Annotated in this window: 20 protein-coding genes; 8 read left to right on the top strand and 12 right to left on the bottom strand. The window is 40.7% G+C overall.

Annotation, left to right across the window (positions count from 1 at the left end):
* Positions 1 to 10: 10 nt before the first annotated feature.
* Complete coding sequence (locus tag H6H03_RS03725) at positions 11 to 832, top strand: RibD family protein (RefSeq protein WP_190953785.1); 822 nt, start codon at positions 11 to 13, stop codon at positions 830 to 832.
* Positions 833 to 1,038: 206 nt separating this feature from the next.
* Complete coding sequence (locus H6H03_RS03720; RefSeq protein ID WP_190953832.1) at positions 1,039 to 2,220, top strand: GNAT family N-acetyltransferase; 1,182 nt, start codon at positions 1,039 to 1,041, stop codon at positions 2,218 to 2,220.
* A gap of 135 nt (positions 2,221 to 2,355) precedes the next feature.
* Here the strand turns inward: H6H03_RS03720 and H6H03_RS03715 are convergent, their stop codons facing one another.
* From H6H03_RS03715 to H6H03_RS03705, 3 genes are read right to left on the bottom strand one after another with little or no spacing between them, the layout of a single operon-like run.
* Entirely contained in the window at positions 2,356 to 2,823 is a 468-nt protein-coding gene (locus H6H03_RS03715) for a tetratricopeptide repeat protein (protein ID WP_190953784.1), read from the bottom strand.
* A gap of 26 nt (positions 2,824 to 2,849) precedes the next feature.
* Complete coding sequence (locus H6H03_RS03710) at positions 2,850 to 3,533, bottom strand: hypothetical protein (RefSeq protein WP_190953783.1); 684 nt, start codon at positions 3,531 to 3,533, stop codon at positions 2,850 to 2,852.
* A complete protein-coding gene (locus tag H6H03_RS03705) occupies positions 3,502 to 4,206 on the bottom strand; it encodes a hypothetical protein (RefSeq protein WP_190953782.1) in 705 nt (234 codons plus the stop codon). Before H6H03_RS03705 ends, H6H03_RS03710 begins: the two co-directional genes overlap by 32 nt.
* 277 nt (positions 4,207 to 4,483) lie before the next feature.
* Between H6H03_RS03705 and H6H03_RS03700 the strand changes: the two genes are divergently transcribed.
* Positions 4,484 to 4,873, top strand: coding sequence for a DUF4346 domain-containing protein (locus tag H6H03_RS03700; RefSeq protein WP_190953781.1), 390 nt, complete (start codon positions 4,484 to 4,486; stop codon positions 4,871 to 4,873).
* Between the two features lie 282 nt (positions 4,874 to 5,155).
* Here H6H03_RS03700 and psb32 read toward each other — a convergent pair whose 3' ends face one another.
* A complete protein-coding gene (gene psb32, locus H6H03_RS03695; protein WP_190953780.1) occupies positions 5,156 to 5,899 on the bottom strand; it encodes a photosystem II repair protein Psb32 in 744 nt (247 codons plus the stop codon).
* Between the two features lie 416 nt (positions 5,900 to 6,315).
* On the opposite strand from psb32, the gene surE reads away from it, so the two are divergent.
* Positions 6,316 to 6,996 (top strand): 5'/3'-nucleotidase SurE, encoded by a 681-nt coding sequence (gene surE / locus H6H03_RS03690; RefSeq protein ID WP_190953779.1) that lies wholly within the window; start codon positions 6,316 to 6,318, stop codon positions 6,994 to 6,996.
* 174 nt (positions 6,997 to 7,170) lie between these two features.
* Here the strand turns inward: surE and H6H03_RS03685 are convergent, their stop codons facing one another.
* From H6H03_RS03685 to H6H03_RS03670, 4 genes are all read right to left on the bottom strand, one after another.
* The gene (locus H6H03_RS03685) at positions 7,171 to 7,470 is read right to left on the bottom strand and encodes a hypothetical protein (RefSeq protein ID WP_190953778.1); all 300 of its coding nucleotides are present in this window, start codon (positions 7,468 to 7,470) and stop codon (positions 7,171 to 7,173) included.
* An 846-nt stretch (positions 7,471 to 8,316) separates the two neighbouring features.
* Positions 8,317 to 8,991 carry a HupE/UreJ family protein gene (locus H6H03_RS03680; protein WP_190953777.1) on the bottom strand — a complete coding sequence of 225 codons (675 nt, stop codon included), beginning with the start codon at positions 8,989 to 8,991 and terminating at the stop codon, positions 8,317 to 8,319.
* 666 nt (positions 8,992 to 9,657) lie between these two features.
* The gene (locus tag H6H03_RS03675; RefSeq protein WP_190953776.1) at positions 9,658 to 11,409 is read right to left on the bottom strand and encodes an ABC transporter ATP-binding protein; all 1,752 of its coding nucleotides are present in this window, start codon (positions 11,407 to 11,409) and stop codon (positions 9,658 to 9,660) included.
* A 179-nt stretch (positions 11,410 to 11,588) separates the two neighbouring features.
* Complete coding sequence (locus tag H6H03_RS03670; protein WP_190953775.1) at positions 11,589 to 12,221, bottom strand: hypothetical protein; 633 nt, start codon at positions 12,219 to 12,221, stop codon at positions 11,589 to 11,591.
* 573 nt (positions 12,222 to 12,794) lie between these two features.
* Between H6H03_RS03670 and galE the strand changes: the two genes are divergently transcribed.
* Complete coding sequence (gene galE / locus H6H03_RS03665) at positions 12,795 to 13,793, top strand: UDP-glucose 4-epimerase GalE (RefSeq protein ID WP_190953774.1); 999 nt, start codon at positions 12,795 to 12,797, stop codon at positions 13,791 to 13,793.
* Between the two features lie 87 nt (positions 13,794 to 13,880).
* On the opposite strand, the gene H6H03_RS03660 is transcribed toward galE, so the two are convergent.
* The 3 genes from H6H03_RS03660 to H6H03_RS03650 all read right to left on the bottom strand — a co-directional run bounded on the left by H6H03_RS03660 (position 13,881) and on the right by H6H03_RS03650 (position 17,370).
* Positions 13,881 to 14,552: a hypothetical protein gene (locus H6H03_RS03660; protein ID WP_190953773.1), complete on the bottom strand. Its 672-nt coding sequence runs from the start codon at positions 14,550 to 14,552 to the stop codon at positions 13,881 to 13,883.
* Positions 14,527 to 15,798 (bottom strand): urease accessory protein UreH domain-containing protein, encoded by a 1,272-nt coding sequence (locus H6H03_RS03655; RefSeq protein WP_190953772.1) that lies wholly within the window; start codon positions 15,796 to 15,798, stop codon positions 14,527 to 14,529. The genes H6H03_RS03660 and H6H03_RS03655 overlap by 26 nt, the downstream gene beginning before the upstream one ends.
* A gap of 351 nt (positions 15,799 to 16,149) precedes the next feature.
* Positions 16,150 to 17,370: a hybrid sensor histidine kinase/response regulator gene (locus H6H03_RS03650; RefSeq protein WP_190953771.1), complete on the bottom strand. Its 1,221-nt coding sequence runs from the start codon at positions 17,368 to 17,370 to the stop codon at positions 16,150 to 16,152.
* Positions 17,371 to 17,839: 469 nt separating this feature from the next.
* On the opposite strand from H6H03_RS03650, the gene H6H03_RS03645 reads away from it, so the two are divergent.
* A complete protein-coding gene (locus H6H03_RS03645; RefSeq protein ID WP_190953770.1) occupies positions 17,840 to 18,895 on the top strand; it encodes a M20/M25/M40 family metallo-hydrolase in 1,056 nt (351 codons plus the stop codon).
* A 372-nt stretch (positions 18,896 to 19,267) separates the two neighbouring features.
* On the opposite strand, the gene H6H03_RS03640 is transcribed toward H6H03_RS03645, so the two are convergent.
* Positions 19,268 to 19,708 carry a hypothetical protein gene (locus tag H6H03_RS03640; protein ID WP_190953769.1) on the bottom strand — a complete coding sequence of 147 codons (441 nt, stop codon included), beginning with the start codon at positions 19,706 to 19,708 and terminating at the stop codon, positions 19,268 to 19,270.
* 282 nt (positions 19,709 to 19,990) lie between these two features.
* Between H6H03_RS03640 and H6H03_RS03635 the strand changes: the two genes are divergently transcribed.
* Both H6H03_RS03635 and H6H03_RS03630 read left to right on the top strand, forming a co-directional pair.
* A complete protein-coding gene (locus tag H6H03_RS03635; protein WP_190953768.1) occupies positions 19,991 to 20,152 on the top strand; it encodes a hypothetical protein in 162 nt (53 codons plus the stop codon).
* 8 nt (positions 20,153 to 20,160) lie between these two features.
* Positions 20,161 to 21,825: an alpha/beta hydrolase gene (locus H6H03_RS03630; RefSeq protein ID WP_190953767.1), complete on the top strand. Its 1,665-nt coding sequence runs from the start codon at positions 20,161 to 20,163 to the stop codon at positions 21,823 to 21,825.
* Positions 21,826 to 22,284 lie beyond the last annotated feature (459 nt).

Below are 22,284 nucleotides of genomic sequence, written 5' to 3'. Positions count from 1 at the left end.
AAGTAATTGAATGCTGCAACATCGTCCTCATACTACAGTTGTTTTAGCGATGAGTGCAGATGGCAAGATAGCAGATTATAGGCGATCGCCTGCTCGGTTTGGTTCAAGGGCTGATAAAGCACACTTAGAAAAACAAATCGCTGCCTCTGATGCCGTTTTATTCGGTGCTGGTACTTTATGTGCCTACGGAACAACACTTACCATATCAGATCCGAACTTATTGCAACATCGGGCACAAAGGGTTAAACCCCTCCAGCCAATTCATATAGTGATTACACATTCTGGAAACCTCAATCCGGAAATTAGCTTTTTCAAGCAACCAGTTAAACGTTGGTTACTGACGACGACAGCGGGAGCTGCTTCCTGGAATAAACGCGAAAATACACTTAGAGGCCACTTGCCTCAACTGGAGAAAGGCGAAAATGGTACTGGCTCCCCAAAAGGGCGGCACTTACAAAAACTCTCGGAACCAGAGCAAAATATCGTCTCCCAAACCTCTGCCCAGGAGTATCCTCCAAAATTTGAGCAGATTCTGGTTTTTGAAACACCAACGGGAGAAATTGATATTTCCACAGCTTTGAAGCATCTAGCCACTCTACATATAACACGCTTGGTGGTTTTGGGTGGCGGTCAATTAGTAGCTTCCCTGCTGGAATTAGATTTAATTGATGAATTATGGTTGACTGTCTGTCCCCTGATTTTAGGCGGTAATAACGCACCTACACCCGTAGATGGACAAGGATTTTTATCCCATTTAGCTCCCAAATTGCAACTTCTAGAAGTTAATACAGTCGATCAAGAAGTATTTTTGCACTATCGCCTGCAACGATGAGCTTTCTTAGATTAGGCTAATTAAGGGATTGGGGACTGGGGATTGGGGACTGGGGGAAAGGTTAAAGGTTAAAGGGAAAAGGAATAAATTTAATCTTTCCCCTTTTCCCCGGTTGGTGAGCTTGTCGAACCATACCCCTTTCCCTTTCCCCATACCTCATGCCCAGTCCCCAGTCCCCAGCCCCCAATCCCTTAACAACCGACACGATGGTGGAACAACTCAAGCCCCGCTATTCTGTTCTTTGGACGGACAAAATCGCCGAAGTACCGCAAAATGCCTGGAATGCTTTGGCAATGCCACTTAAAACACCATTTTTAGAGTGGGAGTGGCTGAATAATCTGGAAACTTCCCATAGTGCTACGGCTAAAACTGGTTGGTTACCAAATCATTTGACGTTGTGGCGAGACAGAACACTCATTGCTGCTGCCCCACTTTATCTAAAAGGACACAGTTCTGGTGAGTTTGTCTTCGATCATCAGTGGGCAGAGTTAAGCGATCGCATTGGCATACGATATTATCCTAAACTGCTGGGAATGACACCATTTACCCCCGCTGAAGGTTATCGGTTTTTAATTGCCCCAGGAGAAGATGAGGATGAAATTACAGCGATAATTGTGCATGAAATTGATACTTTTTGTGCTAAAAATCGCATCTCTGGTTGTCATTTTCTATTCGTCGATCCCCAATGGCGTCCGATGTTGGAACGGCATGGTTTTACAAGTTGGCTACACCACAGCTTTATCTGGGAAAATTCTGGTTTTAAAACTTTTGATGACTACTTGCAAGTATTCAACGCCAATCAACGTCGCAATATTAAGCGGGAACGTAAAGCTGTAGAAAAAGCAGGTTTGCGATTGCAACCATTGGCTGGGGATCAAATTCCTCAGTCTTGCTTTCGTTTGATGTATGAGTTTTATGCTGACACCTGTGATAAATTTGGCTGGTGGGGTAGCAAGTACTTGACACAGCGGTTTTTTGAACAGCTAGAGACTGATTATCGCCATCGAGTTGTGTTTTTTGCCGCATATAGCGAAGCAGATAATTCTTATCCTTTAGGAATGTCTTTTTGTTTGTTTAAAGATGACAAACTCTATGGAAGGTATTGGGGAAGTTTTCAAGAAATAGATTGCTTACATTTTGATGCGTGTTATTATGCACCGATTGAGTGGGCGATCGCTAATAATATCCAATTTTTTGACCCTGGTGCCGGTGGACGCCATAAAAAACGGCGTGGCTTCCCTGCTATGCCCAATCACAGTCTGCACCGCTTTTACAATAATCGTTTAGGACAAATTCTCCGCCCCTATATTAAAGAAGTCAATCAACTCGAACAGCAGGAGATTGAGGCGATTAACGCAGAGTTGCCATTTAGTGATAAAAATAGTTGAGAAAAAGTAATTAATTTTGTAACAGAGTTTGCCGAATAATCAAAATTTACTCGGCAAACAGATGCTTATTTTCCTTATTTCAAAATCGTGAAATTAAACAGTTAGCGTTCGAGACGGTATTTCTGCTACCATTTCTCAAAATTCACCCTCTTGGATGCCCCGGCGGATAATTTCTTCGTGTTGCTGTACTGCCTGTGCTCTTTCTGATTCTCCTCTTGAAGTGAAAATAGCAGCAGCTTTCTGTAAATCTTCAATTCCCTTTTGTGGTTGTCCTTCTAAAGCCAGGGTATTACCTCTATAAAAATAAGCCTCGGCATAGTTAGGATCGAGCTCGATTGCTCGCGTGTATTCAGCAATTGCGTCTTGAGACTGACCTTGTTTAGCTAATTTACGCCCACTTCGGAAAAATCCTTGTGCACTTGCCATACTTGTTGAATTTTGTCCTTGACTGCTTGGACTACATGAACCATTTGAATCGGTGATTTGCCCCGATGGACACGCTGGCTGTTCTTGAGCTTTGGCTACATCAAGAATTATAGAGAAGATAAAAAACGCAGAACATACGCCAAATATAATCGACAAATAATTTGTGATTATTTTCATTTTAGATTACTCCTAATTCTAATAGTTTATTGTTGTGCTAGGTAATCCATTCGTTCAACTTCATTAAGCATCAAATCCTCGATACGTAAAGTTGTGTGTTGACCTACTAGTAGTTTTTTTACCTCAACTACACAGGGAATATAAGCTTCCTGCTCCCGGATGAAGTTCATTGTAAATGTGTATGGATCTTTTTTTATATTCCTGACTTCAACTTGCCGAAGCTGAGACTGAAATTCACATTTAAAGTTTTCTTCAAAATACAGTTTTTCTTGTAGAATACCATTAGTGTAAAGATGATATTCAATAGTGCCAGATGTATCGCTGCCAGCGTAGTAAATAACAGAAGTATTCATAAATCCTGAAAGTTTTCTAGCATCTTCTTCTGTTAAGTAAATTCGTATTGATGATCTGTATAGCTTATAAATTAAGCTCCAGGGATGTCCTCGCAACTGAAAAACAAAAGTGCTTTCATTCTGAATTTCAATTTCGCACTCATACGCATTACGTACCCAGACATTCATTTGTTTTAAGGTGCTAAATGCTTGCGCTACTCGTTCTACAGATGCTCGAACAAGAACAAACACAAGATTTCTATCAATTGTTTCTATTCCTCTACGCTGCTCTAGAGGGATACCTTCTTCTCTGACAAAATATATTGACATTTTGGTAAATATAATTCTAAATTCTACCAGGAGTTCCAGGGCCACCATAATCTGTTGGAACCCTTAACTTTATGATGTACACAATGGGATTTAATAGTTCAGCTTTACCCATCTGAAGATTACCAAACGGGGGTACAATCTCACACCCTATGGAATGCCAAACTCCAATATCCCTATTAGTAGCTTCAGCAATTGTTTTAGGACTTATTGTTCTGACATCAGATGTGGTGAGAAAAACAATCGCCGGGTTTTCATCCGCAACAGCCCCAGGACTCCTGCTGAGAGCATCCAGATGACCAAGAATTTGATAGCGCTCATAGCTGGGAGGTAGTAAAGTCCTTTGCACAGCCTTTGATTCATAAAAGACGCTTTCGGGGTAGGTGAAACTAAAAAATGGTCTCAAGTTAACGACAAGCGTAACTACTCCATCTGGTTGTACATTAGCTATACCAGCCTTTATTTGCCTTAAGGGTGAGGGAAAAAGTTTTTTGTTAGAAGCAATTGGATCGCCTGGTTTGAGTGTACTCAGTGCAAACTCTTCAAATTTTATTCCAACTTGAGATAGTGGGATGCCTTGGTTAGTAGCGATTTGATCGAGTCTGCTTTTAGTCAATGGTGTTTGGCTGGAATTAGCGCAGGTTTGAGCTTGAACAGCAAACGGAGTCATAGCAAATGTAGCTGCTACCCCAATGAATAGCGCTACTTTTCGTATGTAATTCATGATTAGAAGCTAAAGTAAGTAAGCCTTTAACAGGGCTTTGAAATTTTCTTGAAATTTCAGTATATAGTTTTTTTTTATAGCTACGACTACAGTAAATTGACGTAGGAAAATAATTTGTTTATTTGATAGTAAAAGTATAATTTATTGCAAATTATCGGAGGTGCTTTTAAGTAAAAGCAATCAAAAATATCTGAAAAATATCAATAAGACTTAGGAAGATAGGAATTACACTTGAGATAGAGTGTAAAAACTCTTAAGAAAAAATTTGCTTTTGATAATGCTTACGGATTTAATGGTTAAAGATTTAGCAGCAATTGACGATCGCCTTTCTCAGCGTCATATTGACCTCGATCCCGGTGGATATTTTATCATTTACTTGGATAGAGACGCAGGGCTAATTTATGCCAAGCATTTTACAAATGCGATTGATGAACGAGGTTTAGCAGTCGATCCAGAAACGGGAAAGGTAATTCCTGCACGAGGAAAGGTAGAACGGACTAACACCACAGTTTTTAGTGGCAGAACAGCCAAAGAACTTTGCGTAAAAATCTTTGAGGAAACTCAGCCTTGTCCAGTCACTCAATTAAATCATGCAGCTTATTTAGGTCGAGAATTTGTCAGGGCTGAAGTCGCTTTAATTACAGAACAAGAATATGTTCAAGATTAAGAGAAGTTAGGAGTTGGGAGTTAGGAGTGAGGAGTGAGGAGTTAAGAGTTTGGAGTTTGGAGTTAAGAGTGTTAAAAGGAGGGTGTTAAGAGTAAGGAATTAGTAATGAAGAGTTAAAAGTTAACAGTGAGGAGTTAGAAGTTAAAAGTTACAAATTCACGACTCCTAACTTCTAACCCTTAACTCCTCACTCCTCACTCTTAACTCCTAACTTCTAACCCTTAACTCCTCACTCCTAACTCCTCACTCCTAACTCCAAACCCCTAACTCCTAACTTTGTCATTACCCATCAGATGATGGCTGATTTATCTGATAGATGTAGTAAGTCGCCATTGGAATAACAGTGGCGGCAATTAACAATCCTATGACCCAAGCTGTAGCACTACCTTGGACAGCTTTAGTTTCTTCTGCGTTCTTGAAAGTACCTTCTACCTGCACCTCATCAGCGATTTGGGGTGGCCCTGGATCGGGTTTGCCTGACAGGACGGCAACGAGGCGATCGCTAGTATCGATAAATGCTTGGTTATATTTGTTGCCTTTTCGCAAGGGTGTACTTAGAGTTTCATTAGCTACACTCTCAGCAATCGAGTCTGTGAGCAAAGATTTAACGCGATCGCCAGTAATAATAGCGGTATCGTTGGTTGCTGTGTCAAGAACCAATAAAGTTTGATTAGCTTGGGCTTCTTTAGTAGGAAACCATTTTTCAAACAGTTCTTTAGTAAAACTTTGGGCTGTTTCGCCGTAGTCAAAGTGACGAATGGTAACGATTCTGACTTCATTACCGGTTTGTTTTGCCAAATCCTCTAAAGCGCTGCTAATCTTACCTTCATTCAGACGACTGATGACTTCACCTCGATCTAAAACCCAGGTGTCATTCCCTGATGTGAGGTCGGGTATTTGATATACACCCGTGGCTAAAGCAGGTGCGCTAAACAGCGTCGCTGCTAAAATAACCGTCACTAATGGTAGAATTAGCCGGACAAAATGTTTTGTATTGCTAAATAATTGCTTGATGATCTGTTTCATCGTATTAACTCTAAGACGGGCTTGCACCAAAAATACTATAGAACCGCTGTAAAAATCATCTGGTTCTCAGTTTTCAGCAACAGAAAGTTTCTGCTGCTACCAGCAGATATATATTTTACAGGATTTTTTTATTGCACAAATTTATGATGAATGGGGCTGCAAGCATTAATCTTGACGCTAACACACCTGCTAGTTGCAAGAAATACCGCCCCTATGGGAATTAACCCAAATGCTGAGGGCGGAATTTGCAAACCATCTAGAAATGATATCGTACTTATGAATATTTTTGGTAAAATCAACAAGATTTTTTTGATATCTGCAAGTAGCAGAGAATAGGCAACAGGGAACAGGCAATAGGCAATAGGCTTAAAAGTTTATCTGCTATAAATTCGATTTGTATCAATATAAATAAATACATGACTATAATTCTCACTAATGATGACGGTATTGATGCTCCTGGTATCCGAGCGTTGGTAAAAGCTGTAAACGGCAAAAATGCTATTGTTGCGGCTCCTGTGGATCATCTGTCTGGCTGCGGGCATCAAGTCACCACAACTCGTGCCATCAACCTGCAACGACGTTCTGAAACTGAGTATGCGATCGCGGGCACTCCCGCTGATTGTGTGAGAATTGCCATAACACAAATTACCCCAGATGTCAAATTTGTACTTTCAGGTATCAATGCTGGTGGTAACTTAGGAGTCGATGTCTACATTTCTGGGACGGTTGCTGCTGTGCGAGAAGCAGCAATGCACGGTATTCCCGGAATTGCTTTTTCTCACTATCGCAAAGCCAAGCAAAATTTTGATTGGGATCTGGCTGCTAAATTTACAGCTGAAGTTTTAGGGGAATTACTCAACCGTCCCCTCGAACCTGGATGTTTTTGGAATGTAAATTTGCCACATCTGCAACCAGGAGAACCAGATCCTAAAATGGTGTTTTGCCAACCCTGTATCAAACCTTTGCCGGTGAATTATCGCATTGAAGGTAATGATTTATATTATGTTGGAGAGTATGGCAAACGCGATCGCACTCCCGGTAGCGATGTGGATGTATGTTTTTCCGGCAATATCGCCGTAACTCAGTTGAGAGTTTGATATCAGGCAAAAGGCAAAAGGCAAAAGTAAAAAGAAGTATTGACTTAATATTTCTTTTTGCTTTTATAGCAACAGCCAAGGTGGTTAAGACATCGACAGATGATAAAACTCAGACAAAAAAAGACTTTTCACCCAGTCCCTAGTCACCAGTTCCCAGTCCCTTGCTATATCTTTTTAATCAGTATCTCCTTTAATTAAATACATAAATCTATCTAGAGTTTGTGTCAGATCGTTGAGTTTTTGCAGGGAATTTTGCTGAGATTCGGCGAGAGTTTGTACTGCGTCACATAAAGCAACAATTTGATAGCCTTGTTGCTGCACCTGGTGTCCTTGTGCTTCGAGTTGTGTGCTGACAGTCTCCAATCTTTCCGCGAGACGTTCGATTGTTTCTGTCGTCGAAAGTACTGCTTCTCCAATTTGTTCCACAATAGATTCCAAACGATTTATTTTTACTTCAACTCCTGTTGCAATCATTTTTACCACCTTAATTTTGAGAAAGCATATTAGTAAAATTCCTAATTTAAATTGAAATAATTAATTTCAGTACAAACATTAGATAACACTATCATTCCGACACTATGTCTGATTTTGTTGTTTGATGCATCTATCTAATGTTGTGTTTAAGTGCTTATCTGGTTCGGCTTTGATTTTTGAATTTTTCTGTGTAAGTAGGCAGTACGCAACAGGGAATCAGGCTTTTTGAGTTGAGAGCAAGTTTTTTCAAAAATCAAATAGGAGTTTTCTAAGTACTTAATGAATTGCAATTTTTAATCAACCTTATTGATTAGATATCTAGAATAATTAACCATCCAGAAAAATACTTATTAGTTTTTAAGCTTTAATTGATACAACCCTTATCTCCTTATAAATTTTATCAAACCAAGATTGAGCCAATCTACAGTTACAATCAATATTTTTAATAAGGCTAAGTTTATAGTCTTATTAAGTTTAAGTAATTATACCTTTGTTGTTTAACATTTCGTCAAACAATCAAGCAAGACGATAAATCAGGATTTTTCTAAGTACCAATTCTCAAAACTGAGAATTGCAATTTACATTTCAGTTTCAGTACACACTAAGAGGAGCGATTGTAGGAATATTAATTTTATTCCTTTTATTTATGGCGATCGCCATCGCTGGCAAAATCAATTAGTCTAAATTTTCCTGACTCAAAAAGCGATTTACTTCGAGAACAACTATATATGTATTTGCCAATAAATTTTTATTAGTTCTACTAGTTGCAGGAACAGATGGCGGGGACACACAGTTAGCTATGCATCCCTACGAATGACTGTATTTTATTGAACTAAAATACTTGATTTAGACAATCGAATTGCTCAAAAATACAATAGCGATCGCACACAAACAAAAGCCAATAATACTAATTTTCCGGGGTACAATTCGGTTGATTTCGCCCATACCCATCGCAATACCAATTTCTCTAATACTTATGGTAACTGCAAACTGAGTTAAGGTTATACCTAGTATGTACGCAACCAAAGGTATTATTCCTGTACCAGTAATCGATTGTCCGTGAATGTAACCCTGAAATAAACCAACACTAATACTTCCCACAGCAAGTAACATAAAGTTTACATGATTTGCGTTGATTAGCATTGTACCTAAGAAAATAGTAGAAATACTTATGGCTATTTCTATCTCCGGTATATTTATCTCAAATAAATGAATTATAGTCCCCAAAATTACTGCTAAGACAAAATATCCAACTATCAAAGCGCTACGAATAAATATAGCTGATAGTAAGCCAATAGCAATAATACCAACTAAACATTTTGAGTTAATGACTGGATCTGCTATTCCCCAGATAAAGCCTTCCCAGAAATTAGAGATCGTGCGAACAGCTAGCGTTCCACTCCACGAACTCAGCAAGCTAATTAATATGAGAGCTGCGATCGCTGCAATATGGCGATCGACTACCTTCAAGGTATAAAATTCCGGTGTAGCACGGAATTCTGATAATTTAGTTTTGAACATAGCTATATAGGAAATTAGGTTTTTCGGTAATTTATACTACCCACCTACTTTCCAAAACTAACGTGATAATAACGATAAATCATCTTAACTTTATAAAGTTATGTAAAGTCTCAGTAGCGATCGCAGTATGTGAGTATTTAGTGTATTAATAATTACTGAAAGTGTATTGAAGAGGCGATCGCTAATCACTATCGTTTCAACAACCCTTAACAATACAACTAAACTATAAAAATGAATCTAAAGTACGGTGAATTCGATATATTGGAGCGATGGTTTGCAAGGCACAAAATCCTCTTTGTAATGATTGCCCTCTCTCAGCAAAGTGCAATTATGTCCAAACACAAAGTAACTCAAAGTAAAAAAATATAATTTTTTTTATAACTCACCCCATCAAACATATCAAAAAAGTTTTTTCTAGATTTTTCTGACAATATTATCAACTATATTTTGAATCATTTGGGCATCTGTTTCGCTTAAACTTTCCAACTCAATTGTGTTGCTTTCTTGTGGATTACTAGAATTAGTACTATATATGCGACGGCTCAAACCTACAGGACTATTTTCATAAAAAGTTGTGTAAAATACACAGGCTGCGACATATATATAATGACCTAGAATTAATTAGAATTTAAATGCCCAGTTACGAATTACGAATTACGAATTATTTTAATGTAGTAATTCCTCAACTTGATGCTGGCTCCACAAATTTCTGTAAAGTCCTTGTTGTTGTACAAGTTCTAAGTGATTTCCCATCTGCACGATTTTGCCCTTCTCCATGACAAAAATTCGGTCAGCAGCAGCAGCAGCAGATAATTGATGGGTAATAAAAATTACTGTTTTTTTCTGAGTACCACCGGAGAGATTTTTGAGAATTTGTGTAGCTGTTTGATTATCTACACTGGAGAGGGCATCGTCTAGAATTAACACTGGCGCATCAACCAGCATAGCTCTAGCTAGGGCAGTACGTTGGCGCTGACCGCCAGAAAGAGTAATACCGCGTTCCCCAACTATAGTTTCGTATTGCTGGGAAAAATTATTAATTTCTCCATCAATTTGAGCCAGTTTGGCTACCAACTCTACCCTTTCTTCTTCGTTAACTGGGTCACCATAGCGGATATTATTTTTAATTGTGGTGCTAAAAAGAAAACTATCTTGGGGAACGTAGGCGATCGCACTTCGCAAATCTCCCAAGGCTATTTTAGTAATATCGTGCCCATCTAAAAACAATTGTTCTGCTTCAATATCCAGCAAACGCGGCAAAGCATTGGCTAAAGTAGATTTTCCCGAACCAATTGCCCCAACAATTGCCACAGTTTCCCCTGGAGCAATGGTAAAGTTAATATTTTCTAAAGCGGGAGTAGCGGAACCAGGATAAGTGTAGCTAAGATTTTTCGCCGTCACTTCTCCTTTGAGTTCATCCATTGTTAGATTTACCGCATCGGCTGTATCTTGAATTTTCGGTGTAACACTGAGAATAGATTCCAGCCGGTCTATACTAACTTCACCCCGTTGATAGGTGCTAATTGTAAATCCTAAAAGAGTAGTGGGGAACACTAAACGCTCTACATAAATTAAGAGTGCTAAAAAGTCCCCGACTTCCAAAGTCCCAGAAGACATCCGCGACGCACCTAGCCAAATAATTACCAGCGAACTGACATTAGCTAGGCCGCCAATTAAAGGAAAAAGCGTATTGCGGCTTTTTGCCAGTTCCAAATTAGCAGTTAATAGTTGCTGATTTTTCTTGGCAAAAGCTCGACGCTCGTTGGCTTCTTGGGCATAGATTTTAATTAGAGCAATACCACTGATATCTTCTTGGATGAGTTCGCTAATCTCAGAGAGTTGCTCTTGGACTGCTGCTTGTTGTTTGCGTAAGCGATCGCTAAACAAACTCACCAACAAGAACATAAAAGGGTACACTGCCAAAGAGGCTAGTGTCAGATCTACACTAATGGCCAGCATTACTGGCAGTGTTAAAGCGTAGGCAAAAACTGTATTTGCCAAACTCAAGACGGCAAAACCCAGCAACCGCCTGATATTGTCCACATCACTGGTAGCCCGACTAATCAAATCACCAGCAGTATTACTGGCAAAATAAGACGGTTCGAGCTTCAGTAAGTGTTCAAAAATCCGTTGTTTGAGGTCAAATTCCACCTGACGCCCTACCCCAAATAGCCAAATGCGTGACGCCATACGCATTAGCCACATTGCGGAACTGAGCAATACAATAATGACTACGTAATGTAGTATTTGATTCCAGCTGAAGGATGTTGATAATCTGTCAACCCCAGCACGAATCAACCAAGGGATATAAACGCCAAGGGCATTAACAGACAACAGAGCGAGAATGCCTAAAGACGCTTCCCGCCAATGGGGTCGAAGGTAAGCACCGAGTTTAGCGAGTCTTCGAGATTTTGCCATTAAAGCAATTTTGCAACTTTATCATCCTAAATTAACCGCTATTCCCAGAAGGCAGCTGGGGAATATTGCTTGGCGGCAATCATAGCCTAGACTAATCCAGCCACTAGTACTGCGTTCCCTAAAGGGTAGCAGTACTAGGGAGTGGGTTGTGGCCTTTTGAGTATTTCTTTTTTACTTTCTTACCGCTGAACACGCAAGAACCTGTAAATTTCAGTGAGATAACTTTCCCAAGTTCTTGTTGTCAATTGCAAGGTTTCCGCATTAGGTACAAAGTCTTCAAGTCGTAAACCGCGTGTGCGAATATCTTGAGGATTTCCTTGCATTAGGTAGGGAGGCACTCTCAAATTATAAGAAAGAATGTTATTCCCCGTCACATCTGAAATGTTTGCTGCGCTGGTTTGTTGCCCTAAAGCTACTAGTGTTTCAGGTGTTGATAGAGCAGTTGCTCCTAAAGGCGCTCTATAAAGAAAATAGGCGACTGCTGGTGTACTCGCCAATAGCAAAATCGTTAGTGCCCAACCTACTAAGTATCCTCCTGGTTTGTCTATCCCGCCTCCTTTAATTCTCTGGGCTGCAAAAATCATCATTAAGACAGAGGCTCCCAGAGGCTTGAGTGGGAAAGACATCATCCTCCACAACGAGGCCACAGCGGGTTCATTGGGGTTGAGAAACGATAGGGCTACGATTACCAACATAACGACTAAGATTAATCGCCCTACAAAAGTTCCAGAAGGATAAAATCGCTGGAACAGAGAATATACGATAGTGCCAATCAGCAGCCACAGCAGTACCCGGCTTAGCAATAGAAACATAGATTAACTCTCAAATTTTCTGGTGCGGTGAGCCAGTGCGGTGGTGAGGCAGTCGCCTGTAGATTGGGGTTTTTGTGCCAGTTTTTTTACTTGGCTATTGCCCAGCAAAGTCATGGTTCCCCTCCAAGGAACTACCGAAAGGTTTTCCCGATTTCAAGCAGTGGGTTCTTGTAAAGACAGTTTATTGGTCGGAAAATACCCACCGAATGCACTGTCTACCCATGAGCCACTAGCGTCAACTGGCTAACCCGTAAGGTTTAGCCTAGAGGTTCCGGGAAATGGATTTATTTTATCGTCAAATTGTAATTGCACCATTTGACTTCAAACACCTCAAACCTCACACCGAAAGACTACCGTCGTAGTGATTTTAGTGCAATTTTTTGACACTGCGTCTATTATTTATAAATTTCCAGAAGAGTAATGTGGCACCAGTAAAGTGAACTACGCCACTGCATAGGCTCTGACAATTTCTCGGCCGTCCATGGCCACTCTTATAGTTATCTATTGAGCTATGGGGAATTCCACCGAATTAGTTAAATTAATTCAGTAGTTGTGAACTTAAAAGGAAAAACTATGTCATCTCGAAAGCCTACGATTTTGGTAACAGGGGGAGCTGGGTATATTGGCTCTCATACAGTGCTTGCTCTCAAGCAAGCGGGTTACAACGTTGTCATTCTTGATAATTTGGTATACGGTCATCGCGACCTAGTAGAAAAGGTTTTACAAGTAGAACTGATAGTAGGCGATACAAGCGATCGCTCTCTACTCGACCACCTATTCAAAACCCACGATATTAGCGCGGTGATGCACTTTTCTGCATACGCCTACGTGGGAGAGTCGGTAACTGACCCTGCCAAATATTACCGCAATAACGTCCTTGGGACTCTCACGCTGTTAGAGGCCATGTTGACGGCTTCTGTTAATAAATTTGTATTTTCTTCCACTTGTGCCACCTATGGTGTACCGGAATTCGTGCCAATTCCAGAAACCCATCCCCAAAATCCGATTAATCCTTATGGGGCTACTAAGTTGATGGTGGAGCGGATTCTGACTGATTTTGATGTAGCTTACGGTTTCAAATCAGTACGTTTTCGATATTTTAATGCCGCTGGTGCTAATCCCGACGGTTTACTGGGTGAGGATCACGAACCAGAAACACATTTGATTCCTTTGGTATTGCTGACAGCTTTAGGCAAACGAGAGTCGATTTCAATTTTCGGTACTGATTATCCTACACCCGATGGTACTTGTATTCGTGACTATATTCATGTAAATGACTTAGCAGATGCTCATATTTTGGGATTGGAATATTTATTAAAAGGTGGCGATAGCGAAGTTTTTAATTTGGGTAATGGTAGCGGCTTTTCTGTCAGAGAAGTAATTGCAGCAGCTGAGGCCGTGACAGGAGCTAGCATAAAAGTTGAAGAACGCGATCGCCGTCCTGGCGATCCCCCAATTCTGATTGGTAGCGCCGAAAAAGCCAGAACAATGTTAAACTGGCAACCTCAATATCCATCCATCAAAGATATTGTGGCTCATGCGTGGCAGTGGCATCAAAAGCGACATCAATAGGTGGGGAATGGGGCATTGGGCATGGGGCATGGGGCATTGGGCATTTGTCTCCTCTGCTCCTGTGCCCCATTCTCCACTCCCTACTCCCTACTCTCCGCTGCCTCCTCTCATCCCTCGCAGTGCAACAAATAAGATGGCGATAAATCCGAGGATTGGCAGAGCGATCGCCCAAAATGGTAAACTTTGATTCTCGCTCTGGACTAGATCGCCATTGACATTTCGTGCATTATTTGTAGATCCAGCTGCCACGGTAACTTCAAATTTGAACTCAAAAGGTTTGAATCTTGCCCCTGAGGCTGGTTTACCATTCAGTTCCAACTGATAAAGGCCTGGCTTGGGAAAGACAATTTCTGCACCTGGGATGCCTTGATAACGCTCAACTGCCACAGCTTTTAGGGTTGGTTCTAAGAGTGCTGGCTCTCCGGCTGCGTAGGGTTCGGCATAAACAGCCAATTGACAATTGCACTGAGCTAGGGGAATTACCTTTCCACCTCTGCGGGTGAGGGCAAACCAGGCTTGACTTGGTTCTCCAGCACGAGGATTATCATTTGGTTCAATGTGAAGGGTGCCACCGACATCTCCAGAGACTTCTACCTTATGAGCAGCAGCAGGGTAAAGATTAGTTATTGGTATAGCTAGGCAACTCAGGAATAACAAATACTTGATTGTTCCTTTGTTGAGGTAATGCCTCTGTTTTGAACTCGTTGGGATGGAGGCAGAAAATAACAATGATTTACCGCGATTTAGTTGGGGGAACATAAAACTTTTCTAAGGCTAACTTTGACCAGAAAAAGCGGGAACGTACTAACAAAACACAGAGGGTAACAATTCCCATCAGTACTGCCGCTAATTTATTTCCCCAAGTTGATTGCCAGGAACCCAGATAATGGGAACCAATCAACACAGTATGGATAGCACTCAAGAGCAAAGCTGGCACACCCAATAGATGAATCTGTCGCCAACGCTTGCCCCAAGATTTTTGCAATGATTCCCAACTCGTTAAAGCGGCGGGGGACATTAATATCAATGCTACAGCACCCGCAGCCATCCCCCACTGAAATTGTGGTGGTAGGAAAGAAAAACGAGCAAAATCCCATTGAAATGAATGTGCAATCATGTGAACAGTGTGAGCCACAGAAAGCACAAACGCTCCCACACCCAAAGCACGACGATAACGCAGTGGTGACGCCCACAAGCCACTAATGGGACGCGCAATTAACGCCAGGATTAAGCAGAATAAGGCGGCATGTCCGGTGTAATCTACCATTGTGTCGCCAGTCCGCAGCAAGGTGATAACGCCGATGGTGAGGGTAACCCAACCACCTAATCGAAACAACTGACTGCGCCTGTCTTTACTTACCAAAGAGGTGGACACAGCGACACCTAACATAGTGGGTAGAGTTCCCAAGCCAAAAGCCAGCATAGTTGCTGTACCCATCCATAAATTCCCAGTTCCAGCGGCTTTAATTTGAGCAGCATACAGAAAACCACAGGGCATAAAACCCCAAGTCATTCCCAAAAGCAATGGTGTCCACCATTTAGTTTTTAAGGAAAGTTTCATCATTCCGGTGCTGAGGCGATCATGTAAACTGCCTTTTAGTAGAGGATGTAGCACGGGAATGTGGGGCAACAAATCCGGTTTTATTTGTGCTAAGCCAAACCAAATCAGCATCACACCAGTGATAATTGCCATCCAACGCCGGAAGTCGCTGCCAATACCCGCTAGTTGTCCGCCTTGCAGCAATACCGAACCCAGCGCCCCAATGCCAGCGCCGACTAGAGCATAGCTCAACATCCGTCCCAGATTTAGCAGGATATGAAATTTTAATTGCTGTTGCCAAGTGTGGGGCTTTTCTAAGGTTGATGTCCGTCCACGGGAAGCTGTGTGTGGAATTTTTGGCTGATGAGATAGAGAAAACGCCACTGTTAGGGGGCCACACATGCCAAAGCAATGACCAAAACTACCCAGGAACCCCAGGATTGCGATCGGCAATAAATCTACCATAAGAAAAGTCCTGAGTTCTGAGTCATGAATCCTGAGTGTCAAAATAAAGATTTTGAAGAATTAAGAAGAAATTGTTTTTCTCTTTTTTGCTCAGTACTCAGTACTCAGCACTCCTCTAGTGGGGCACTTTAAGTGAAGTTGCGCTCTCTGTCAAAAGACAAGTTGTCAAACTTGATAAGCTGTTCCACATTTAACTTGCATACGCTGGGCAGGCTTTCCGGCGCACCTTACAAAAATTTAATGAATTTTAATGATGCCAACTAAATGTGTTTTAGCTTAGAGAAAATGTTAATAATCTTACTGAAACATTTACCATTTATGGTGATGTTATTGCCAAAGAAATCCCTTACTTTAAAAAATTTGCAGACTTAAAGGTAGTAGAACTGTAAATCTTGTCCAACCATGAATACTAGTAACTTCTACTGTGCCTTGGAGATATTCTAAGAGCTTCTTAACTAATGCCAAGCCCAGCCCTGGACCGCCATTTTTCCAGAAATCGTTGTCAGGAATCCGGTAAAATGGCTCAAATATTCGAGATTGTTGTTTTGTAGGGATTAGGACGCCAGAATTGCTAATTGTAATTTCAAAGAAGGGCACTTGAGAAGTAGTTATTGTCTGAAATTCAGTATCATCATTGATGAAACTTTTTGTAGTGTAGATTAGCCGGACAGCTAATCTAATCTCTTCATCGGGAGGAGAATATTTACAGGCGTTGTTAAGTAACTCTGAGACAATTTTAGTCAGAATAGCTAAGTCTGAAACTATAGCTGGTAAATCTGGGGGGATGCTAAGGTGGAAAATCTGCTGCTGAGATCTGGCACGTTCTCGAAAATGTGAAGCTACCTGAGGAAGCCAGTCTTGAAGTTGAAATGAAGTTAATTTTAATGGATGGACATCTGCATCAATCATTTGCACAGACAGCAAATTATTTACTAAATCTAGCCCTTGTTCGCAGTGTTGACGCAAAATACTTAAATACCCAGCGACAGATTCAAATGGAGAAAGTAGTTCTGAATTTAAAATGTCCTCGCGCTCCAGAATCTTTTCTAGCACAGAGATTGTCATTTTGATGTTCCATAAGGGCATTCGTATTTCATCAGAGGTGGTTGCTAAAAAATTCTCTTTTAACTCGTTGAGCCGTTGTAATTGTGTCAATTGTTCGTTTTGATAGCGATTGAGTGCTGTTTGAATTGCAACGTAAAGTTGTTGCTCTTTGACAGGTTTGAGAATATAACCAAAAGCATTTGTCAATTTAGCTCGCTCTACAGTGCTTTTGTCAGAATGTCCGGTGATGTAGAGGACAGGGATTTGAAGACGATTCCAGATTTGCTCTGCCGCCTGAATGCCGTCTATTTCACCCCGTAACCGGATATCCATCAAAACCAAATTCGGGAGTAGCTCAGATGCTTTGTCAATTGCTGTTTCTGCGGAATCAGCAATATCTAGAATAGTGTATCCCAGCGATTCTAAAATTTCTTGTAAATTCATAGCCAGGATATACTCATCCTCAACAATCAGAATCCGAACTGTCTGTGTTGTCTGTATGTTTGATAGAATGCTGGTTCCGTTCATATGTTGCTTTTTTTATAAACATTTGTAGGCATTTATATAAGTAATAAATGCTATAATTATAACTTTTGTTATCGAGGGAAAAAGGCTAAAATATTCTCGTTTTGTCTAAATATCAAGTATCAATTTTTGCCCAGCAATTAAGTAGTATTATTTCAATCAATCTAACCTAACGCGATCGCAGTTTGGAAAAAGAAAATGCCTTCTTGATGGACTCTTTAATTGAGTTGGTATTTCTTTGAGCAAATTTTTAAGTGAGCCAGACAATTTTAGATTATTAACCCCACGAATAAATCTGGGGCTTGGGAATTTTGGATGAAAAAACTTTCCATTGATTCCACGGATAAATCTGCTGGCTCTGTACGTCAAGGAATCATTGGTCATTTGATTGTATGGACACTCCAGACACTCAAAAAGTCCAATCATAGATAATTGAACAAACTACAACTTGGATAAGCCAAGGATAAATCACATGAGAAAATGGATCTGGCTGATACTGTTGGTGGTGATGACAGTTGTCACGGTGAGTAGCAGAGGTAGCACTTTTTTTGAACAGCCTCCCTCACCAGAGATTGTTCAGAGCATTCCAGTAAAAACACCAGAACCACAGCCAGGGTCTCAGGAAGTTGACAGTACCCTACAAGTGTCTGGTGAAAGACTGTTAAACCATATCCAAAATTTGAATTTTCAGCGTTACACGACAACAGAGCGATCGCGTACTCGCACATATATCACAAATGAACTGAAAAAATTCGGCTGGACACCTAAATTAGAAAAGTTCTCGGACGGTGTAAATATTTTTGCCGAACGTGCAGGAACTAACAAAGCCGCTAAAGCAATTCTCGTAGGAGCGCATTACGATACTGTTGCCTCTTCTCCAGGCGCCGATGATAACGCCAGCGGTATAGCCGTAATGCTGGAAGTTGCGCGGCTGTTGGGTTCCCATCCCACACCACGGACGTTACAGTTAGCTTTTTTTGACCAAGAGGAAGCAGGACTTTTAGGTAGTCAGGCTTTTGTCGCCAAGAAGGCACGTTTAGAAAATTTGGGCGGGGCGATCGTCATGGATATGGTAGGTTATGCTTGTTACACGTCTGGGTGTCAAAAATATCCTGCTGGATTGCCTGTTACACCACCTAGCGAGAAGGGCGATTTTTTGGTGGTAGTTGGTGATACAGAACATTTACCTTTATTGAATGCGTTTCAAAACTCCCAGAACATTCCCCTAACTGCTCTGAATAAACAAGAATCTTATTTGCCAGCACTTTTAAGGCTGCCAATTCCTCTCAAAGGCTTACTGACACCAGATACTTTACGCAGCGACCATGCACCGTTTTGGTATCAAGGAGTGGGTGCTGTACTGGTAACGGATACCGCAAATTTACGTAGTCCCCACTATCATCAACCCAGCGATGTTCTAGCGACTATTGAGCGATCGTTTTTCACAGGTTCAGCGCAGATTGTGGTCAATGCTACCACTGCTTTATTAGAAAAAAACGAGGATTTAGCAACTCAACCAGCGACCTAATTCGTAATTAGTGATTCCGAGATTTTGGAAAATACTAACTTTAAGCATTTCCAAGAAATAAAAAATCTAATCTTGTGGTGTGGCGTCTCATACGCCCATAATTAAGAGGTTGTTTGAAAAGTACTTACAGCAGTTTGCAACCAAATGAGGTAGACAACTATAGCAGTCCTAAATCATTTGTGAAAGCTAGAGTAAATTTGTACGTTCTTCTTGACTGTTGCCTGTTGCCTATTCCCTACCTTCATGAGGAATTTTGCAACTCCTACACAGATTGCTATAGAGAATTAAATATAAAAATTCTTCTCCCTCCTGGCTCCTGCCTCAAAGCCAATCAATTTTTACCTCATGCAATTGGATTAAAAATGTTTACTATTAATCGACTTTTACTTGAGGGAAAGTTAATGTCCAATTCTTTTTATCATTGATCTGAAAGTACAAACCTTGGAGAATCAATCGCACAGATGTTCGAGTTCTAATGAACTTTCTCAATAGATAAGTTCCTGGCTGAGCAACAATATTATCAATTTTTTTTCTATAACCGAATTGTTTTGAACAGTAATTGCCAGCACCTTTGACTGTTAACACAAAAAATGGAGCTTTTTTGTATTCATCAGGAATCATAAAGATTCCGTATGATTTATGTTTGCCATGCCACGGCTGAACAACAACTTTACTGGCTTCTACTTGAAACTTTGTAGTATTTGATGCTAAAAAAGCCTCAGAATTGCAAACAGAATCATTCACAGGCCACCATAATGCAATAGTACTTAGCGAGATCAGAAAAATAAAAATATAAATGAGTCTGGGAAGCATAAAATTAGAAAAAAGTGTTGGTGCTACTGGCGCAATTTGAAGAGTAATGGTAGTGCAGCAACAGCAATAAGACTATTCACCTGCAACAGATTATTGATTGGGCATTGCGGATGGGGCATTGGTTATCAGCAAGGGGCTAATAACTAATGGCTAGTGACTAATCACAAAGGAAATTTGTTGCAATATTTAACTTAGTTGAGAAACAATCGGTTTTTTGTGGCTATTAACACCGATTTTGACTCAAATTTTTAGCTGTAATAAATTGTACAGTTCTTTGTTTTTGTGATGTTTTTGATGAGTTGCGATCGCATTAGCAAATACATTTACCACTTAGGGGCGATCGCTATTAACTTCCAACAAAAAATCTGCGTTTATTTCTTGACAGCAAATGAAGTAGTCAAATACACGAATATCCGCTATATTCACGTAAGTATGAATTGGTGAAAATCTTCATGGCTAGAAGTTGGGAAGGTCTGAAAAAACTTGGTAGTTTTTTGTGCGCCATTGCACTGACGCAATTCAGTACAAATACTTGTGCAAAAGCAGCTGACACAGTTGTTGTTCGTTTTGGTCTATTTACAGAATCCATCACCCTTGCTGAGTTGCAAAAGGCTGCAAAAACTAGGGAATTACCTAGTAGTTTGCAGCCTTACACTAAACGACTATCCCAAGAACAACGCGAGTTCTTTTTGGGTGCGTTAAACACGAATCTACCGTTAAATGTTGTCACCATTAATAGATTACTTAATACGCAGATTGGTACAAGTATTCTCAACGATCTGGCCACTGCTTTAGCCAGGGAAGACAAAGCTGGAGTACAAGCACTCAGGGCAGGATTAGTATTAGGCTCTACTGCACCAGAGGGTCTTTCTATACTCAGTTTTATCGCTGCTTATCCGAGTAAACGCTTAGAAATAAATGTACCGCAGGCTTTTAAGGTTGCAGGGAGTTTGAATACCGCTTTTTGGCGCACTCAGCAGTTTATGTTGGCAATTGCACCTCAACTTGGCCTCCTGACACCACAGCCCTTGACACCCCAGGTTGCTTTTCCTTTTGACCCCTCGCAACCAGGAACCGCTAAAGTAGAAATACTCAAATTAGACTTGGATGACCAAAAGCACAATCGCAAAATTCCAGTTGATGTTTACTGGTCAACTGCTGCAACTCCTGACAAACCTGTGATTGTCTTTTCTCACGGTTTCGGTTCAATCCGCACGGACTTGCGTTATCTTGCGGAACATCTAGCATCCCACGGTTATGTAGTCGCAGCTTTAGAACATCCTGGTAGTAATGCGACAAATGTTGGCTCAGCCTTACAAGGGAAAAACAGATTTGTCAAGCCTGAGGAGTTTTTGCTTCGCCCTCAAGATATTAGTTTTGTTCTCGACGAGTTAGAAAAGCTCAATCAAACAGCTAATAACCCCCTTGCTGGGAAACTTGCGACTCAGAACGCGATGGTTGTTGGCTATTCTTTTGGTGGTGGTACAGCTTTGGCAATTGCTGGTGCCGAGTTACAACTAGAACGTCTCAAACAACGCTGCAAACAGAACTTGGCGATCTTGAGTTTAGGAGAAGCTATGCAGTGTATCGCTCAAGAACTGCCAGAAAATAGCTATCAATTGCGGGATAACAGAATTAAAGGAGCGATCGCTCTCAATCCTACAACTTCTCTGATATTTGGTGAAACTGGGTTAAGCAAGGTGCAGGTTCCTACCCTGGTGTTAACAAGTTCAGCAGATAAAACCACCCCGGCTTTAACCGAACAAATTGTGGGATTTGATAAAATCCCATCCCCCAAATGGTTAGTTGGTGTAGTTGGAGGTACTCATTTGAGTGTCAAAGACCCAAGTACCACTCAGGATCAAAAGGGAAAACCAAATACACCTATCAGTGGCGGTGAAGTTGTCAACGAAAAAGCAGCTGATGTTCGTAAGTTAGTTAAAGCTTTAACTTTATCCTTCGCTGCACAACTGACTCCAGAAGCGAAAAACTACGCTGTGTTTCTCACATCAGATTATGTCAACTCTACATCAACCCCGGCATTTCCATTCCGGCTAATTACCGAAATTCCTCCTAATGCTATGGCTGTAGTCAAAGAATACGTTGGAAATAACTAACCCTTTGTAGTTGGGCAGACATGTAGTTCCAGAAATTAATTTTTAATCTTTGTCTTTTCTCATTTGCCTTTTGCTAATGAAAAATGACAAATGAATCCGATTTGATTGTGTGCAAAAAATTACTTACATCTGAAGGAAAAAGGCAATAGGCAATGAATACTTTTGCTATTGCCCTTTGTTTATTCCTTGAGGGTATAAATAACTGTACAAATCACATCTAAGTGCTAATATAACTGGAGCTTATTGGATTCATAAAGCTGCTGGTAAAGAGAAAATTTAACTTTTAACCTGTGATTGTTTTAGCAGGTTAATAATATCATCCTCAATTGTCTATTTACAGTATTTTTCAGGTAAATGACATATACGCGTAGGGATGCAACAATGTTCCCTACTAATCTCCAATCTGCTGTAAATTAAATACCAAAACTTTTGACTATAAAATAATACTAAGTATGTACA

Origin of the sequence: Nostoc paludosum FACHB-159 (assembly GCF_014698835.1) — a bacterium.
GTDB classification, from domain to species: Bacteria; Cyanobacteriota; Cyanobacteriia; order Cyanobacteriales; family Nostocaceae; genus Nostoc; species Nostoc paludosum.
Note: the sequence above shows the minus strand (reverse complement) of the source record. Positions and strands in the feature narration are given on the sequence as shown.